This is a genomic window from Paenibacillus sp. SSG-1 (genome assembly GCF_002224835.1).
Lineage (GTDB): Bacteria > Bacillota > Bacilli > Paenibacillales > Paenibacillaceae > Paenibacillus_AQ > Paenibacillus_AQ favisporus.
Genome location: NZ_MBRK01000001.1, coordinates 1,439,993 through 1,458,236, shown reverse-complemented (window position 1 = coordinate 1,458,236; position 18,244 = coordinate 1,439,993). Strand labels below are relative to the sequence as shown.

The 18,244-nt window shown below is 53.8% G+C and carries 19 protein-coding genes; all 19 read right to left on the bottom strand.

Features of this window, described 5'->3' with window-relative positions:
* Nucleotides 1–30: 30 nt before the first annotated feature.
* A complete protein-coding gene (gene frr, locus BCV73_RS06850; protein WP_076168076.1) occupies nt 31–585 on the bottom strand; it encodes a ribosome recycling factor in 555 nt (184 codons plus the stop codon).
* Nucleotides 585–1,313: a UMP kinase gene (gene pyrH, locus BCV73_RS06845; RefSeq protein ID WP_076168079.1), complete on the bottom strand. Its 729-nt coding sequence runs from the start codon at nt 1,311–1,313 to the stop codon at nt 585–587. The genes frr and pyrH overlap by 1 nt, the downstream gene beginning before the upstream one ends.
* A gap of 201 nt (nt 1,314–1,514) precedes the next feature.
* A complete protein-coding gene (gene tsf, locus BCV73_RS06840; protein WP_076168081.1) occupies nt 1,515–2,165 on the bottom strand; it encodes a translation elongation factor Ts in 651 nt (216 codons plus the stop codon).
* 151 nt (nt 2,166–2,316) lie between these two features.
* A complete protein-coding gene (gene rpsB, locus BCV73_RS06835; protein ID WP_076168084.1) occupies nt 2,317–3,015 on the bottom strand; it encodes a 30S ribosomal protein S2 in 699 nt (232 codons plus the stop codon).
* Nucleotides 3,016–3,221: 206 nt separating this feature from the next.
* On the bottom strand, nt 3,222–3,857 hold the full coding sequence (locus tag BCV73_RS06830) for an endolytic transglycosylase MltG (RefSeq protein WP_076168087.1): 636 nt from the start codon (nt 3,855–3,857) through the stop codon (nt 3,222–3,224).
* Entirely contained in the window at nt 3,854–4,447 is a 594-nt protein-coding gene (locus tag BCV73_RS06825) for a hypothetical protein (protein ID WP_179231917.1), read from the bottom strand. Before BCV73_RS06825 ends, BCV73_RS06830 begins: the two co-directional genes overlap by 4 nt.
* 45 nt (nt 4,448–4,492) lie before the next feature.
* On the bottom strand, nt 4,493–4,804 hold the full coding sequence (locus BCV73_RS06820; protein ID WP_076168090.1) for a hypothetical protein: 312 nt from the start codon (nt 4,802–4,804) through the stop codon (nt 4,493–4,495).
* Between the two features lie 108 nt (nt 4,805–4,912).
* Complete coding sequence (locus BCV73_RS06815; protein ID WP_089546558.1) at nt 4,913–6,322, bottom strand: DUF342 domain-containing protein; 1,410 nt, start codon at nt 6,320–6,322, stop codon at nt 4,913–4,915.
* A gap of 30 nt (nt 6,323–6,352) precedes the next feature.
* On the bottom strand, nt 6,353–7,141 hold the full coding sequence (locus BCV73_RS06810; RefSeq protein ID WP_089546557.1) for a FliA/WhiG family RNA polymerase sigma factor: 789 nt from the start codon (nt 7,139–7,141) through the stop codon (nt 6,353–6,355).
* Between the two features lie 12 nt (nt 7,142–7,153).
* Entirely contained in the window at nt 7,154–7,552 is a 399-nt protein-coding gene (locus BCV73_RS06805) for a hypothetical protein (protein ID WP_076168097.1), read from the bottom strand.
* Between the two features lie 2 nt (nt 7,553–7,554).
* Nucleotides 7,555–8,052 (bottom strand): chemotaxis protein CheD, encoded by a 498-nt coding sequence (locus BCV73_RS06800; RefSeq protein WP_076168100.1) that lies wholly within the window; start codon nt 8,050–8,052, stop codon nt 7,555–7,557.
* Nucleotides 8,045–8,638 (bottom strand): chemotaxis protein CheC, encoded by a 594-nt coding sequence (locus BCV73_RS06795; RefSeq protein WP_481855832.1) that lies wholly within the window; start codon nt 8,636–8,638, stop codon nt 8,045–8,047. Before BCV73_RS06795 ends, BCV73_RS06800 begins: the two co-directional genes overlap by 8 nt.
* Before the next feature lie 36 nt (nt 8,639–8,674).
* Nucleotides 8,675–9,136, bottom strand: coding sequence for a chemotaxis protein CheW (locus BCV73_RS06790; protein ID WP_076168106.1), 462 nt, complete (start codon nt 9,134–9,136; stop codon nt 8,675–8,677).
* Nucleotides 9,137–9,217: 81 nt separating this feature from the next.
* Nucleotides 9,218–11,302: a chemotaxis protein CheA gene (locus BCV73_RS06785; RefSeq protein ID WP_089546555.1), complete on the bottom strand. Its 2,085-nt coding sequence runs from the start codon at nt 11,300–11,302 to the stop codon at nt 9,218–9,220.
* A 13-nt stretch (nt 11,303–11,315) separates the two neighbouring features.
* Nucleotides 11,316–12,710 carry a protein-glutamate methylesterase/protein-glutamine glutaminase gene (locus BCV73_RS06780; RefSeq protein WP_089546554.1) on the bottom strand — a complete coding sequence of 465 codons (1,395 nt, stop codon included), beginning with the start codon at nt 12,708–12,710 and terminating at the stop codon, nt 11,316–11,318.
* Between the two features lie 35 nt (nt 12,711–12,745).
* Nucleotides 12,746–13,660 (bottom strand): MinD/ParA family protein, encoded by a 915-nt coding sequence (locus tag BCV73_RS06775; RefSeq protein WP_089546553.1) that lies wholly within the window; start codon nt 13,658–13,660, stop codon nt 12,746–12,748.
* Nucleotides 13,657–15,090: a flagellar biosynthesis GTPase FlhF gene (gene flhF / locus BCV73_RS06770; protein ID WP_089546552.1), complete on the bottom strand. Its 1,434-nt coding sequence runs from the start codon at nt 15,088–15,090 to the stop codon at nt 13,657–13,659. The genes BCV73_RS06775 and flhF overlap by 4 nt, the downstream gene beginning before the upstream one ends.
* Nucleotides 15,087–17,120, bottom strand: coding sequence for a flagellar biosynthesis protein FlhA (flhA, locus tag BCV73_RS06765; RefSeq protein ID WP_076168118.1), 2,034 nt, complete (start codon nt 17,118–17,120; stop codon nt 15,087–15,089). Before flhA ends, flhF begins: the two co-directional genes overlap by 4 nt.
* A gap of 21 nt (nt 17,121–17,141) precedes the next feature.
* A complete protein-coding gene (gene flhB, locus BCV73_RS06760; protein ID WP_240913006.1) occupies nt 17,142–18,230 on the bottom strand; it encodes a flagellar biosynthesis protein FlhB in 1,089 nt (362 codons plus the stop codon).
* Nucleotides 18,231–18,244: the final 14 nt, after the last annotated feature.

Sequence of the window (18,244 nt, the reverse complement as noted above, 5' to 3'; positions counted from 1 at the left end):
CCCACCATAAAAGGAGGGGCCGCAAGTCTCTTATACTTCCATGATCTCTTTTTCTTTAGCTACGAGCACCTTGTCGACTTCCGCAATAAATTTATCCGTCGTCTTCTGGATGTCTTCCTGATGACGGTGCGATTCATCCTCAGAAATATCGGTTTTCTCCATCTTTTTGATGTCGTCGTTGGCATCTCTGCGAATGTTGCGGATCGCCACTTTCGCCTCTTCGCCGAACTTCTTCGTCAATTTCACAAGTTCCGTGCGGCGTTCTTCGGTCAGCGGCGGAATCGAAAGACGAATGATGTTGCCGTCATTGGCCGGCGTAAGTCCGAGGTCGGACTTCATAATCGCTCTTTCGATATCGGCCAGCGAAGATTTGTCCCAAGGCTGGATGAGCAGCGTGCGCGGATCCGGCGTGCTGATGTTGGCCAGCTGGTTCACCGGTGTCATCGCTCCATAATACTCCACTTGGATCCGGTCAAGCAGTGCCGGGGCGGCGCGGCCGGCGCGCAGTGTGGCGAGGTCTCTCTTCAAAGCGCCGATGGCTTTTTCCATGCGTTCTTCTGCGTGTTTTTTTACCGTTTCTGGCATTAGTCTACGCTCCCTTTAACAATCGTTCCGATTTTTTCACCCAAAACGACCCGTTTGATGTTCCCTTGCTCAGTAACAGCAAATACGATCAGCGGAATGTTGTTGTCCATGCAGAGGGATGATGCCGTGGAATCCATCACACCCAGATTCTTGTTCAGCACGTCCATGTAAGTAAGCTGTTCATATTTCTCGGCCGTACTGTCTTTGAACGGATCGGCGGAGTACACGCCATCCACTTTGTTTTTGGCCATCAGAATCACTTCGGCCTCGATTTCAGCCGCACGCAGGGCAGCGGTAGTATCGGTCGAGAAGAACGGGTTACCCGTTCCTGCGGCAAAAATGACCACGCGGCCTTTCTCCAGATGGCGGATCGCTCTGCGGCGGATATATGGCTCTGCAATTTGCTGCATGGCAATCGATGTCTGTACGCGCGTCGGCACGTCGATTTGCTCCAGGGCATCCTGAAGCGCCAGCGAATTCATGACCGTCGCGAGCATCCCCATGTAGTCGGCTGTCGCGCGGTCGATCCCGCTGGAACTGCCGGCGATGCCGCGCCAGATGTTGCCGCCGCCGCAGACGATTGCAACCTGAACGCCAAGATCCACCACTTCTTTGACTTGCTCTGCAATGGATCCGATCGTTTCCGCATCGATACCATAACCGTTCTGACCTGCGAGGGATTCCCCGCTGACCTTCAAGACAACTCGTTTAAATACAGGCTGTTCCAAATGTTTACCCTCCACTTTAAAGACATCACCATATGGCGCCAGTTGCTGCAACTAACGTTCGGCGGGCCCTATCCGGTAAACACCACACCAAACCGATGTCATTCTCTTCAGAAAAAAACGTCTGCTCTTTTAAAAAAGAGGGAACACTGCGTGTTCCGCTCTTCTCTTGTTCTAGTTATAGATGCCGCAAAAAAAGGGCTCTTATTGTTTAACTTGCGCCATAACTTCTTCAACGAAGTTGTCGACTTTTTTCTCAAGACCTTCACCCAGTTCGTAACGAACAAAGCGGCGGATGGAGATGTTTTCGCCGATCGTGCTGATTTTTTCGTTCAGCAGCTGAGAAATCGTTTTGTCCGGATCCTTAATGAAGGATTGCTCCAGAAGGCAGAACTCTTCGTAGTATTTACCGATGCGGCCTTCAACCATTTTTTCAACGATTTTTTCAGGCTTGCCTTCGTTCAAAGCTTGGGCTTTCAAGATTTCTTTTTCTTTCTCTACTTCTGCTTGAGGCACTTCTTCGCGGGAAACGTAACGCGGGCTCGAAGCCGCGATATGCATCGCGATGTCGCGTGCGAACTCTTTGAACTGGTCTGTTTTACCAACGAAGTCGGTTTCGCAGTTGATTTCAACCAGAACGCCGATTCTTCCGCCAGCGTGGATGTAAGCTTCTACAACGCCTTCTGTAGCTGCGCGTCCAGCTTTGTTTGCTGCTGCAGCCAGACCTTTTTCACGAAGGAGTTCTGTTGCTTTGGTGATATCACCGTTTGCTTCTTCCAGCGCTTTTTTGCAATCGAGCATACCTGCGCCTGTTTTTTCACGAAGTTCTTTTACCGCACTAGCACTTACTGCCATCGAATATTCCCTCCAAATAGGATGCTAATTTTTCAGCCAGGCGTCACACCTGATCTTTGTTTTCATCTTAAAAAAAGGGCAGTGAGAGGTTATCCACCTACCAACCACCCTTTTCATTTAATTCATGTCTATATTACGTAACTGTTGAAACTTAGGCAGAAGTTTCTTCGCCTTGGTGAGCTTCCACCACAGCGTCAGCCATTTTGCCAGTCAACAGCTTAACGGCACGGATCGCGTCGTCATTACCAGGAATAACGTAGTCGATTTCGTCCGGATCGCAGTTCGTGTCAACGATACCTACGATTGGGATACCCAATTTGCGGGCTTCGGCAACCGCGATGCGCTCTTTGCGCGGATCGATGATGAACAGGGCGCTTGGCAGGCCTCTCATGTTCTTGATGCCGCCCAGGAATTTCTCAAGACGATCTTTCTCTTTGCGGAGAAGGATGACTTCTTTCTTAGGAAGAACGGAGAATGTGCCGTCTTCTTCCCATTTTTCGAGTTCTTTCAAACGGTTGATCCGTTTTTGGATCGTTTCAAAGTTAGTCAGCGTTCCGCCGAGCCAACGTTGGTTGATGTAGTACATGCCGCAACGTTCTGCTTCTTCTTTGACGGAGTCTTGGGCTTGTTTCTTCGTGCCGACGAAAAGAATTGTTCCGTTCTCTTCTGCCACGCTTTTCACGAAGTTAAAAGCTTCTTCGACCTTTTTAACTGTCTTTTGCAGGTCAATAATGTAAATTCCGTTTCTTTCAGTGAAGATATATTTATCCATTTTCGGGTTCCAGCGACGTGTCTGGTGACCGAAGTGAACGCCAGCTTCGAGAAGCTGCTTCATGGAGATAACTGCCATCTTCACACACCTCCTAAGTTTGGTTTTTTATTGTGTCCTCCGCTGCTTTCATTTCCCGTCAAGACTCCCCATATGGAAAGCACCCTTTACGAAATCCGACAGCGTGTGTTTTAACACCGTCATTTAATATACCATATCTAAAAGCTCGATGCAACGCCTAAGGGACGGCTTTTTTTACATGCAAAAAACCGTCCAGCCGATTGTCGTTAGCGTGACGGTTTTGTCGTAATTTTAGCGATAATGGAACTGAATTCCTCGCCGGGTGAAAACGTGTATTGGCCTGTCTGGATTTTCGTGCTGATCTTGAGCGATCTGCCTTTTTGCACGAATTGGTCGGCGTCGGCGATGACCCCCGCCTTCTCCAGCTTGCCGGCAACGTCTTCCAAGTTGTTCCCGCTGGCGATTTTCACTTCAACCGCTTTTGCCGCCGGCACAGAAGGCGTTTGCGGCTGCTTGGCTGCTGAAGCCTCACCGGATCCCGGAGTGACCGACTGCGGCTGCTTCGAAGCGTCAGGCTGCTGCGGCTTATCCGGCTGAGCCGGCTGTTTACCCGCGTCCGCGGCCTTCGGCGCCTTCGCTGCGTCACCTTTGGGAACTGAGCTCTGCTCAACCATCTGCTGCTTCCATTCCTCCTCGGTCATCAGCTTGTCCTCCTTGCCGACGACCTTCAGGTCCATCGTCTCCGCCTGCTGCTCAAGCTCTTCCTTCGTCAGGCTGGCAGCTGACGGGACCTCTCCGGCCGGGCGTCCGGCACCCTGCCCAAGGATCATCAGCTGCAGCAGGAGGGCTCCAAGCAGGAGACCGAGGCCAAGTCCCATCATGAATGTCCGATTTCTGATCACAGCGTCTCCTCCTGTTTCGCAAGCTGAAGAATCAACTGGATTTCGCCGCGGTGCATACCGGTCATTTTTCCGATCGCATCAATGGATTTGCCTGTGCTGTACAACTCGAACAGCTCCGGGTACCTGTCCCTGATCGATGGCTGCTGCTCAGGCAGCGTTGATTCCGTTCCATCCTGACCCTCTGAATCTGCACCAGCCGCAGCTGCTGACCCCAGGAAAGCTTCCGGCTCCACGGCCGCGGCCGTTTCACGGCTAACCGTGGCCTGTCCGGCAGGCAGGCTCTCCATTTGCGAAAGCCTGGCATCCTGCTGCGCACCCTGCTGTTCAAGCGAAACGAGCCGCTGACGCATCTCCGACAGCTGTTCCTGCTGGGACAGCTGCTTGGCCGCCATATCCTGCTTCATTTGGGAAACCAGCTCGACGAGCTGGACGTTTTCATTTTCAATTTCGGCCATGTACTGCTCCAGTGTAGCCTCGACCTGCTTGACCACGCTGCCCTGCTGGCTCTGCTCCTCCTTCCGTTTAGGAAGCATCATGGCATATACCAACGCGGCAGCACCCAATATAACGACGATTAACCAAGGTTCCAAGTAACGGCTCTCCTTTGACTGTGATATTCATGACGGGGCATCGGATCATAGGGACACATCCAGATGATGTCCCTTGAAGGGGTGCTGCGCATTTTGCAGGTCCTCATGCTCCTCTGCCGATGTGCTTGCGGTTTGATTTCGCCGTTGCCTGTTCCGTCCGCCCTCATCCCGGACGGCGGCGTCCGCCGCCTCGTCCACCGATTCGCTGCGCTTGCTCATTTCCGCCGTTTTCTTAAGCTGCTGTTCAGCCAAAAACTGCTGATCCTGTGCAGGCCGGTGCTGGAGCTCATTTTGCACCTTCCCGACCTCGCTGGTCCGTGGGATCGCAATTTGCATTTCAACCGCCTTCATACTCATTCGTCTTCCCCCTCTTATCGATAGGAATCGTATCCAGAGTACTTTGCTTCTTTTTAGAGATTGTTCAAAAAGACCGCTTTTGACACCTTTTTGAACTCGCACTTTATATTAAATGTACGGAGCCATCGTAATATCGCCATCATGGTAATAAAATGAAACCCGTTCCGCCGGGTCCTTAATAAATCTGGTGTATCTGCCGATAACTATTTTAGAGCCTCCGTAGACCACTTTCACGACGTCGACGCGGGCCCTCACCGAATCTTCCAATGTTTTCTCGATTTCCAGTATACGTTCTTTCGCTTCCATCTGCTCTCGGTCATTCGATTTCTTGGTGGCGTTCAGTTTAAGCCTAAGCGCCATCTTGTCGGGCGGCAGCTGTCCTGAAGCAGCCAGCTGATTCAACAAATACAATGCCTTGTCCGTCTTGTCCTGCCCCTCCACGAGCTGCCTGATCTTGCCCCGCAGGTCGGCCAGCTCGTTTCTAAGCTCGGGCAGAACCCCCACCTCAATCGTCGTCATGGTGGACATGCTGTTGCCGATAGTTCTGGCAATGACCCGCTCTCCCGCCTGAATGACGCCGCCGACGATCAGCCCTTTGGTAGCGTTGCACAGCACGTTTCTTCCTGCCCGGATGTTGGAGTGCATGATGCTCTGCGAGACGATGACATCTTCCCCGGCGATGACGTTTCCGTCCTGGATGAAAGAGCTTTTTACATGATGGCCCGCTTTCACATAACCTTTGTTGTAACCGATGATCCCGCTCGTAATTTCAATGGACCCTTCCGCTTCCAGCTCCGCGCCCTCTACGCCACCGACCACGCGGATATCCCCTGCCGCTTTCACACGGAATCCGGTCAGAACGTTCCCGCGGATGACCACGGTACCGACAAAGTCGATGTTGCCCACGCTGTAATCCACGTCCCCATTCACCTCATAGACGGGAAAAACGTTGATTTTTCCTTTATCCGTCGTGGCGATCAGGCCGTCGATGGCGGCATACATGGCTGTGTTTTCCGGGTCGACCACCACATTTTTTCCTACCTTAAAATAGGCTTCTTTGCCGGGCTTGAACGGAATCATTTCCCCGGTAACGCTGAGTCCCGGTTTGCCTGGCTCGGGCGGAATCCGTTTGGCGATCAGCTGGCCCTTCATGACATTGTTGAGACTGATCAGTTCTTTATAGTCCACTCTGCCGTCTTCGGTCTCGAGCGGCCTGTGCTCCTTGTCATCTCTGAGGTTGAAGGCAAACTCGATCCGGCCGTCCTTGCCGCTGACCGGCTGCTCACCGAAGGCAATCGCGGTCCGTCCAAACATGTACTCCTGAGGATGGCTGCAAATCCGGCTCAGGACCGCCTGGTCCATGCCGAACTGGACTTGATGGCTCCTCAAAAAGAGCTGAAGCTCTTCCTCTGTCACCTCAAAATCCTCGGAACGCTTGGAGAACTGCAGATAGGCCACGCTTTTATCCTCCGAAAAGGTAATATCCAAATAGGTTTCAAGCGCGATTGGAGCTGTCAATCGTTTTCCTCCTTTCTACTCGTGCAACGGTTAATCGTTTTGCATCAGTAAATCCCGGTTCTTCTCCAGCGTTGCGCGCAGCCGCAAAATGGCCTTGGAATGAAGCTGGGATATTCTTGAAGGTGAAAGTGACATGACTTCGGCGATTTCGCTTAAAGATAAGTCCTCATAATACAGCAGGGATACGACGGTTCTTTCTTTCTCGGTAAGCTTCTCAATTCCTTTAATGAGAGACTCCCGCAAATAAAACTCGTTAACTTTGTAATCCGGATTTTTGGCCTTGTCGTCGACCATCACGGAGAGACGCGTCTCGGATTCCTCCTCGCGAATCGGGTCTTCCAGCGAGCAGAGCGACATCACGGCAACTTCCTGGAGCATTTGGTGAAAATCTTTCTCGGACACGTTTAAATATTCGCTCATCTCCGAGTCCGTCACCGTCCGAAGGTGCCTCTGTTCGAGCTGCTGATAGGCGTCCTCAATCCGTTTTGCCTTCTCCCGGACGGAACGGGGCACCCAGTCCCCCTGCCGCAGAGAATCGAGAATAGCTCCCCTTACCCGGAAAGAAGCGTAGGTCTCAAACTGCAGTCCGCGTTTATAGTCAAATTTGTCAATAGCATCGATCAGCCCCATGACGCCGTTGCTGGCCAGATCATCCTTGGAAACATTCCTTGGAAGGCCGATGGCAAGGCGGCTGGAAACATAATCCACAATGTGGAGGTGTTTCTCGATCAGGGACTTTTTTGCTTCAATATTTCCGTATTCTTTCCATTGCTCCCAGAGCTCGGCATGATTCAGGTGAGAAGCTTTGCGCTCGCTCATTTCCCCCACCCCCTATTTTTCTGACAGGTGTCGAACGGCTTTCGCCAGTTCTTCCGGATCTTTCGCCGAAACCAGCTTCGGCGGATTGAGTGGTGTAAAGCCTCCCCCATCCTCTTGAACGGAGGCGGGCTTCGGCGTCAACAGATCATTTAACTCATCGCTCTCATCCGGGGTCGTCACATCGAACCGGGCACCCCGCTCCTGTTCGGCTGCTGCCTCCTGCTCCGCTTCGGGAACGCTGACCACACCCCATACCCAGCGGAGCAAAAAAGCGAGCAGAAACCAGATGACAAAGGATATCAGCCCTCTGATCAAGCTGGTCATAAACAGGTTGTTTCCCATCGAGATCAGCAGCGTCAGCACGAATCCGACAGCACCAAACACAAGGTTAAACAACAAATTTCCTTTCATGGCTACAATTCCTTTATACCCATTTGTACACTGCGCACGGACAGGATTCCGCTGCCTGAATCCAGTTCAATGGTTCGTCCGTGACTTCCGCCCGTGTCTTCGGCGATTAACGGGATATGAAGATTTGACAGCATCATTTTGCATGATTCCACATTCCTGGGGCCGATTCTCATCGTATCCCCGGTCCCGGCCATCAGGAACATTTGCGATCCTCCGGCCATCTTGGCGACAATTCTGGAAGGCGAGGCCCCCATGGCCACCAGCCGCTCCAGCAAAGCAGGCACTGCGGTATCCGCATATTTGGCGATATTCAGCTGCCCTTCACGGGCGATGTCTGAGGACGGCAGCATAATATGAGCCATACCTGCGATTTTAAGCAGCGGGTCATGCAACGTAATTCCGACGCATGATCCGAGGCCCAGCGTGCGGATGACCCCGGGATCGCGCACGACGTTCATGTCGGCCATGCCTACTTTAACGATGCTTTGCTCTTCAATCATTCTCTAGAGGCACTCCCAGGGCTTGAAAAATTTTCGCGAACGAGTCCGGATCGGGGATCAGAAAGAACTTCCCTTCCACCTCATGATCGCCCTCGAGAAAAGTCGTATCGATCAGCAGCGCATCATCGCCCATTTGGCCAAACTGGAGCAGCCCGTAGCTCAGAATGGCGCCGGCCATGTCCATCGCCAGGCCAGGGACTGTCGGGGACAAATCCAGCTTCGTAAAGTCGGCGAGCGAGGACAGGTACGAGCCGGCCAAAATATTGCCGATCTCGCAGAGTGCCGATTGCTCCATCTCATCGAACATCCCGTCCTGGTCGACCTGCATGCCGGCCAGCCTCTTCAGCAGGCTTTTGGCTGCTTCCGGGCTTAGAATAAAGAACAAATTGCCTGGAGCGTCGCCTTCCACCCTCAGAAAAATAGCAATGACGATTCGCTCGGCCCCGCCGACCCTGTCGGCAATCTCTTCAAAGGGAAGCAGCTGCACTTTGGGAACCGCCATATCGACTGGCTTATCGAGCAGGCGGGACAGCGCCGTTGCCGCATTGCCCGCCCCGATATTGCCGACTTCCTTCAGGACATCCATTTTGAATTCCTTAAAATGCTTAAAGACCTCCACGAACTACTCCTCTAGGCTTTCCAGCTGAATGATTTCGCTCTTCTTCAGCACTTCGGACAAGTTCAGCATAATGAGCAGACGGTCATCGCCGATTTTTGCCACGCCGTCCAGGTATCTGGCTTTAATGCCTCCGACGACTTCCGGCGGAGTCTCGATCCGGTCTCTGTTCAGATCGATGACGTCATTGGCCGAATCGACGATAAAGCCGACTTCCATTTCACCTACCACCACGATGATGATCCGCGTTTGATCCGTATATTCGGTTTCCGGAAGACCAAAGCGTCCCCGGAGGTCGATCACCGGAATGACGACGCCCCGCAGGTTGATGACGCCCCTAACGAACGTGTATGTCTTCGGAACGCGTGTAATGGGAAGCATGCGCTCAATCGTTTGGACTTTGTCGACTTCGATTCCGTATTCTTCACTGCCCAGCTTAAATACAATGACTTTGATATCTTCTCCCATGCCCTAAACCTCCTTATTTAAATGCGGCGTATTTGCAGTTCTTTACTGTCGCCGCAAGCCTTCCTTATATCGCAAACCTTCCTATTTAATGAAGACGTTCGGGTCCAGAATCAAGGCCACCTGACCGTCGCCCAGAATGGTTGCCCCCGAAATCCCTTTGATTTGCGGCAGATATTTGCCAAGGTTTTTCAGGACGATTTCGTTTTGTCCGATAAATTCGTCGATGGCCAAAGCCGCCAAACGGTCTCCCTTATGGATGACGATGATCTCGGTTTCGCTTTCGTCCTCTTCATTAAAGTCAGGAACCTCAAAAATGCGGCTGAGCGAAATGAGCGGGATCATCGATCCGCGGAAATCCACCATTTTGTTGCCATGCACCTGGCGGATTTGCTCCTTCTTGACGATGCCGGTTTCCACGATCGAGCTGAGCGGGATGGCATATTTCTCGGATCCCATCTTCACGAGCATCGCGGCGATGATCGACAAGGTGAGCGGCAGCTGCACCGAGAAATTCGTTCCTTTCCCCGGTGTCGAATAAATGGTCACCTGCCCGCCGAGCGAAGTGATCTTTGCCTTCACGACATCCAGTCCGACTCCCCGGCCTGATACGTCGGAGATTTTTTCGGCGGTGCTGAAGCCCGGCGCGAACAGCAGCTGGTGCACCTGCTCGTCCGACATGCCCTTCGCTTCCTCCTCGGTGACGATGCCTTTCTTCAGCGCGGATTTCAGGACGTTGTCGCGATAGATGCCGCGCCCGTCTTCTTCAATTTCGATAAAGACGTGATTCCCGCTGTGGAAAGCCCGAAGGTGTACGGTACCCGTCTCCGGTTTGCCGGCGGCAACCCGGTCCTGGGGCGACTCGATGCCGTGGTCGACCGCATTGCGCAAGAGGTGAACGAGCGGATCCCCGATCTCATCGATAACGGTACGGTCAAGCTCTGTTTCTGCGCCGGTAATGACCAGCTCCAGCTTTTTATCCAGCGATTTGGCCAGGTCGCGGACCATCCGCGGAAACCGGCTGAACACCGTATCGACCGGGACCATTCGCAGCTTCAGGACAATATTTTGCAAATCGGAGCTGACGCGGCTCATGTGTTCTACGGTCTCGGTCAAAGCATGGTTCTGCACCTCCGAAGCCAGCTGTTCCAGGCGTACCCGGTCGATCAGCAGCTCGCTGAACAGGTTCATGAGTACATCGAGTCGTTCGATATCAACCCGGATCGTGCGGGCCGGGGCACCGCCGGTTTTCGCGGCCGGCTTGGCGGCTGCCGCTGGTTTATTATCCTTGCTCTCTGCCGCTGGCGCAGCGGCTGCCGGAGCGGCAGTGTCAGGCTTCGTTTCTTCGGCCACAGCCGCCGCGGATTGAGCGGATGCCGCCCCCATCTCGGCCATTTGCTGCAGGGATTCGTGATCGAGTTCTACTACTGAGGCTTGGTCAATCTCCGAAACGTTCAAAATTTGCTGTTTGAGTTCGGCAGGATCTTTTTGTGTTATGTAGTAGAGTGAGAAGCTTTTTTCGAATTTTTCCTGCTCAATATCCTGCACGGTTGGATGGGACTTAATAACTTCGCCGGACTTCTCCAGCAAATCAAACACCATATAGGCGCGGACCGCCTTCAGCTGGCAATCGTCCCGAATGGCGACGTCAATATACAGTACGCGGTGCCCTTCCCCTATGGACTGCTGTAAAACGGAGTATTGAAATTCATCAAGCTGGATGGCGGTATTGGTTTCTTGCTTGGCCGGAGCGGAGCCTGCGGACTTCGCGCTGCCGGTGGAAGGGGCTTCTCCGCGAACGATCGCCTGAAGGTCGGCAACGATTGCCGATACGTCGGCTTTCCCTTCGCCGCCCTGGGTAATATCCTCCACCATAGCCTCAAGTGCATCAAGCCCTTTAAACAGCGTGTCGAAGATAAAGTCCTGCATTACCAGCTTTTCGTTCCGTACCAGGTCGAGCACGTTCTCCATTTGGTGGGTCAGCGACGCCAGGTCCTCAAAGCCCATCGTAGCCGCCATCCCTTTCAGCGTATGAGCCGAGCGAAAAATAATCTGGACGATGGAGAGATCATTCGGTGTCTGTTCGAGCAGCAGCATGTTTTCATTCAAGGATTGCAGATGATCATTGGACTCATCGATAAACATGGATAAATACTGATTCATGTCCATTATGAGACACCTCCTAATAAGTTTGCTTTCCGTTGCCTACAGCCTGGACGAGCCCTGCGGCAATATTGTGAAGCGGTAACACATGACTCACGCAGCCAAGTTCCACTGCGGAACGCGGCATGCCGTATACGATACAGGTCTCCTCGCTCTCCGCGAACGTGCTGGTAACGCCGGCATCGTACAGCCGCTTCATCATCTTTGCCCCGTCGCTTCCCATCCCGGTCATCAGCACCACGTGGCGTTTCAGGGATGGAAGCTCAAGCAGGGATTCGAACATGACATCCACCGACGGACGGTGGCCGCCCACCGGACTCTCCTCCGTCAGCGAGATCATTAAGCCCCGGCTCTGATCCGGCACGATTTTCGTATGATAGCCGCCCGGGGCAATATAAGCGAACCCTGGCTCCAATGCCATTCCCTGCTCGGCTTCAACCACGGTCAGCGGGCTGAACGTATTCAGGCGTTGGGCGAGGGATTTCGTAAAATTGGGCGGCATATGCTGCACGATGACAACAGGTGCCGGAAAATCGGCCGGTATGCCCTCAAGGAGCGTCTTCAGCGCCCGCGGTCCGCCGGTGGAGCAGCCGACCGCAACAAGCTGCGTATACGTGGTTGCTGCCCTGCCCTCCGCTGTCCGGCTGGGCTTGGCGGCATCCGTTCCCGCCGGCTTGGTTGGTTTCGCTTCTTGCGCCGAAGGAGCGGATTCCAGCACTTGGTGCGTCAGTTCGCGCGTTGTCCTGCTATTCGGGGAGTCCTGATGTTTCTTTCCTGCTCCAGGCTTGGAAAGCTTCGTCGCCTTGGGCTTGTCAGGCTGCTGCAGGACAACCTCCTTATCGGGCGCGCTCTCCTGTGCGGCTGCCCCGTTACGAGCGCCGGTTTCCTTCGCCAGGTCCGGGAGCGGCCGCTTCCGCCCAAGCTTTGGCAGGACTGGCGTTGAAACCGGTGCAGCCACGGCGGGCTTGTTCTTCCGCTTCTCTTCCTCCGCTTTCCAAAGCGCTCTCCGTTCCTTGGCCGCCATAGCTGCCTTCATCTGCTCAAGCAGGGCATCCCGAACGTCATCGATCTGCTGCGCATGCGCTACGGATGGCTTGCGGATAAAATCAAACGCTCCGGCTTCAAGCGCCTTGATCGTCTCCCTCATGCCGGCCTCATTGATGCCGGACAGCATGATTACCGGCAGCGGATGCGCCTGCATGATGACCGTAAGCGCTTCGAGTCCGTTCATCACCGGCATCTCCACGTCCATCGTGACGAGGTCCGGCTGCTGGCTTAAAATTTTGTCTACGGCTTCCTTTCCGTTAACGGCCGTATCAACGACCCGAAATGCGGGATCCTTTTCAATGAGATCGGATACGATCTTCCGCATGAAAGCCGAGTCGTCCACTACTATGACTTTGTATGGCGTCATGCCGCTTGTTCACCTCTGTTCCTTAGTACAGAAAATCATTTTGTACGACGAAGCCATTTATGCATAAACCCTTTGATTCCTGTCAAGGCACTTGGTTCCGGGGGAGCCGGTACGAGCAAGTAACGGTATGCGATCCGCTGCAGATCCTTCGCTGCATTGCAGTTCGGGTATGCAAGGGAAAAGGGAACCTGCTTCTTCACGGCTTGTACAACATGACTGTCATCGGCGATGTAACCGAGCATGGTCGTTTCCACGCCCAGAAAACGCCGGGCTGCCATGGCGATTTTGTCGGCGGTTTGAGCCGCTTCCTTCTCATCGCCCGCCCGATTAATGATCAGTTTGAAGGTAACGCCCGGTTCCGCGCCGCTGACCACCTTGATTAAAGCGTAGGCGTCGGTGATTGAAGTCGGCTCCGGGGTGGTCACAACCAGGCATTCATCCGCCGAACGGATAAAATTCAGGTTCTCCTTGGACAGCCCAGCGCCGGTATCGAAGATGATATAGTCCATCTCGTCTGCCAGCCCTTCAATCTGCTCCGTAAAATAAGCAAGATCCTGCTCGGAGAGTGACAACAGCTCGGATAGCCCGGAGCCGCCGGCGATAAAAGACAACGAATGCGGTCCTTTCTCGATGATTTCGCTCGCCGACTTCTCACGCTGGAGTAAATGATACAGGTTGAATTTTGGCGAGATGCCCATCAGTACATCGATATTGGCCATACCGATATCGGCGTCAAACACCAGCACTTTCCGTCCCATCGCCTGCAGGGCAAGGGCAAAGTTGAGCGTAAAGTTCGATTTGCCTACGCCTCCCTTTCCGCTCGTAACTGTGATCAGCTTGGCGGTTTTCCCCTTTCCGGTCAGCCTGGGTTCCATTCCGGCTTCGGCTCCTCTCCCGCCGGATCCCCGCTGCCGGATCAAATCCCTTAATGCTTGTGCCTGGTCCATCATGGCGCCTCTTCTCCAAGCAGCATACCGCACAGCTTCTTGCTGTCCGGAAGCAGAAGGTCTTCAGGCACGTTCTGGCCGTTGGTCATGTAGGACAGGTACAGCGGGTATTCCCGGATCAGGTTAAAGACGGAGCCGCAGCTTCCGGTCTCATCCAGCTTTGTGAAGATCACCTTGTCCAGCCCATACTTGCTGAAGTGTTCTGTGATCTTCTTCATATCCTGGCTCTTGGATGTCAGGCTGAGCACCAGATAGGTTTCGCTGTGGTCCGTTATGGCGGAAAACAGGCTTTGCAGCTCCGAAACGAGCAGCTCGTTACGATAGTTGCGGCCGGCCGTGTCCATCAGGATGATGTCGCAGTCCTGAAGGCGCTGAAACGCCCGCTGCATATCACCGGGCGACTGCACCACCTCCAGCGGGACATTCAGAATGGAAGCGTACGTCCGAAGCTGGTCAACCGCCGATATCCGGTAGGTGTCGGATGTGATCAGGCCAACTTTCCGGTGAAAACGCAGCAGCTGTTCCGCAGCCAGCTTGGCGATGGTCGTCGTTTTGCCGACCCCCGTAGGACCTGCGACATAGACGATCCGTGTCCGGTTGGCAATGCCTCCGCCAAACCGCTCCGAAAGGAACGCCAGCACCTGGCTGCGTATATGTGCAAACAATTCTGCATCCCCAAGCGTACGGCCGCTCTCTTCCCAAAGATCGAAGGAGGAGGTAATCCATTTCTCGATGAGGTCGAAATCGACCTCCTGCTGGATCAACCGCTCCTGCAGCTTCTCCAGCACAGCCGGCAGCTGCTGCTTCATCATCGACTGACGGGAGATTTTGGCCATCCACGCCTTCATTTCCTGCAGCTCTTCCAGCAGCTTGGCCTCCACGCTGTTTCTGGCCTCCGGCTCTCTTTCCCCCGCCTGCTGAGGCTGTTCAGAGTGGCTTAGCGCTCCGGTGATCTGCCCCCGTTCCGAAAGAGGGAACGTTACGTTGGAAGGCGGCGTCTCGTTCGCAGCTGCTGATTCCCCATAGCCTGCCGCCTGGGTCACGGCCTCGCCGGCTTGAACGGATGTCATCTCCGCCCCCCGAGGCTCCAGACGAGCAGGAGCGGTCTCCGGCTGGGCTTGATCAGTAGAAACCTTGGCGCCGGTTGCGGCAAGGGTCAGCTCGGCGGTCTTCTTGTATGCCTGCGGCACGGCCTTCTGTGGGACGGCCGCCTTTTGAGGAGCCGGGGCCTGCCACTGTTTCGTTGCTGTATTCGCCTGTTCGTCTGCTTCCACCGCGGCGATGACCTCGATTTTTTTCTTCTTAAACATGCCCAGGAAGCCGCCCAGCTTGGTCTCCTTCGTGCTCAGAATGACGGCATCGCTGCCCAGGTCATTGCGGATTTGGAGCATAGCTTCAGGCATCGTATCGACCACATATCGCTTTACTCTCATAAGTTCACCACTCCGACACTTTGAATTTCTACATTGGGTTCAAGCTCGCTGTAAGAAAGAACCGGAATATCCTGCATGGTCCGCTCAATCACCTGGCGCAAATACATCCGGATGGTCGGCGAGGCAAGCAAAATGGGCTGCTGCCCCGATTGAAGCAGGCGGTTGATCTGCTCGCTGAGCTTCTGGTACACCGTCTGGGTAGATACCGGATCCATCGCCAGATAGCTCCCCTGATCCGTCTGCTGGACGCTGTCGGCAATCTTTTTCTCAAGCGTTGGCCCTACTGTAATGACCTTGAGCGTCTCGCCTTCCCTTGAGAACTGCTGCGTAATTTGCCGGGATAATGCCTGCCGCACATACTCGGTCAGCACATCGGGGTCTTTCGTATATTGGCCGTAATCAGCCAGCGTTTCAAAGATCGACACCAAATCCCGAATCGAAATTTTCTCACGAAGCAGCTTGGCCAATACTTTCTGAACATCTCCGATCGACAGCACCGACGGAATGAGCTCGTCGACGAGAACCGGATAATTTTCGCGCAAATTGTCGACCAGCGTTTTCGTCTCCTGCCGTCCAAGCAGCTCGTGGGCGTGCTTTTTGATCAACTCGGTCAAATGAGTCGCCACGACGGACGGCGGATCCACTACCGTATAGCCCGAAAGCTCCGCGCGATCCTTCGTCGCTTCGTCAATCCACAAGGCCGGGAGTCCGAAAGCTGGTTCCAAAGTTTCAATTCCCGTGATCGATTCGTCATCGTAACCGGGACTCATGGCCAGGTAGTGATTTAATAGTAATTCACCGCTTCCGACGGTATTCCCTTTAATTTTGATGACATATTCGTTCGGTTTTAGTTGAATATTGTCGCGGATCCGGATCACCGGGACCACAAGACCCAGCTCCAAGGCGCACTGCCTGCGGATCATAATGATCCGGTCAAGCAAATCTCCGCCCTGCTGTGTATCCGCCAAAGGAATCAATCCGTAACCGAATTCGAATTCGATCGGGTCCACCTGCAGCAGGTTGATGACACTTTCCGGACTGCGCACCTCTTCGATCTGCTGTTCCTCTTCCAGCTGTTCCACCTCGATCTGCTTTTTGTCCATGTTCCGCTGCATCCGGTAAGCAGCAAAGGCGAGCAGCCCGGCCAGCGGAAGCGTCGTGATGAGATGAATCGGAGTAAACAGCCCGAGGAGGGCAATCGTCGCCGCCACAATGTACAGCAGCTTCGGGTACGACAGCAGCTGTTTGGTCAGATCGTTCGCCAAATTGCCTTCCGAAGAAGAACGCGTCACGATCAAACCGGAAGCCGTTGAAATTAAGAGTGCGGGAATTTGACTGACCAGACCATCCCCGATAGTTAATACCGAGTAGGTGGACATCGCATCCTGGAAGGACAGGCCCCGCATGGCGATCCCGATAATAAAACCGCCGACCAGGTTGATCAGCAGGATGATGATGCTCGCAATCGCGTCCCCTTTGACGAACTTGCTCGCACCGTCCATCGCGCCGTAAAAGTCCGCTTCGCGTTCCACTTTGCGGCGCCGCTCCCTGGCCTGCTGCTCATTGATCATGCCGGCGTTCAGGTCGGCGTCAATGCTCATCTGCTTGCCGGGCATCGCATCGAGTGTGAACCGGGCGGCGACTTCCGCCACGCGTTCCGATCCCTTCGTGATGACGATGAACTGCACGACGACCAGAATCAGAAAGACGATAAAGCCGACGGCGATTTCCCCTCTGGCGATCCAGCTGCCGAACGTTTTGACGACGTCGCCGGCAAAGCCCTCGGACAGGATAAGCTTGGTCGTCGAAATGTTCAGCGCCAGCCGGAACAGCGTCGTAATGAGCAGAAGCGAAGGGAAAATGGAAAACTGCAGCGCTTCCTGCGTATTCATCGCGACGAGCAAAATAATGAGCGCGAGCGAAATATTGATGACCAGCAGCACGTCGAGCAGCCAGGACGGGATCGGAAGAATCATCATCATTACAATGCCGATGACGCCGGTCAGTATCGTTATCTCTTTTAATTTCAAAGCTTCCTTACCTCCGATCCCTTATCTCACTTTGCCTTTTAATTTATATACATAAGCCAGTACTTCAGCCACGGCTTGAAACAAATCGGCGGGAATCGAGTCCCCGATCTCCGCCCTTTGAAACAGCGCACGGGCCAGCGGCTTGTTTTCCATCGTAATCACGCCGTTTTCCTTGGCGATCTCCTTGATCCGCAGAGCCACAAAATCCTGCCCTTTGGCTACGATTTGCGGGGCTTCCATGTTCGAGCCCTCGTACTTCAGGGCCACCGCGAAGTGGGTCGGGTTCGTGATGACGACGTCGGCCTTCGGCACTTCCTGCATCATCCGCTGCATCGCCATCCGGCGCTGCCGCTCCCTGATCTTCCCCTTGATCAGCGGATCCCCCTCCATTTTTTTATATTCATCTTTAATGTCCTGTTTCGACATCCGAATGCTTTTCTCGAACTCATACTTTTGATACAAAAAATCCAGTGCGGCCATCACAAACAGGGCGGCCCCTATTTTTAGGCCGAGCGTCATCGTCAAACTGGCCACGAAATGAAACGTCTTCTCAATATTAACCTCGGACAGCTTGCCGATATCCGCGATAGCTCCTCTAAGCGTTTGATAAACGAGAAAGCCGATGATCACCAGCTTTAAGATCGATTTCGCGAACTCGACCAGAGAACGGACCGAGAATATATTTTTAAACCCCTTGATCGGGTCCAGCTTGCTGAATTTGGGCTTCAGCGATTCCCCAGTCAGCATGAAACCGACCTGCATCAAATTGGCGGCGAGCGCCATGACGACGACGGTAAGAAACACCGGCGCCAGCAGCAGCAAAATGTCGATGCCGTATTCCACGGCGAGGCTCATGACGTTGTTAATCGACAAATCCATGGTCAGGCGGTTCAGAAAAATGTCCTTGAACAGTCCGACAAGCCGCTCCTTGAACGATGAGCCGAACATGAGAAGGCTGAAAAAGGAAGCCAGCAGAACGACCGCGCCGGTTAAATCCTGGCTTTTGGCGACCTGGCCCTTTTTCCGGGTATCCTGCCGCTTTTTCGGGGTCGCTTTTTCGGTTTTTTCTCCGCCAAACAGCTGCAGATCCAGGGGATACCTGTAGGACACGTTCCTTCCCTCCA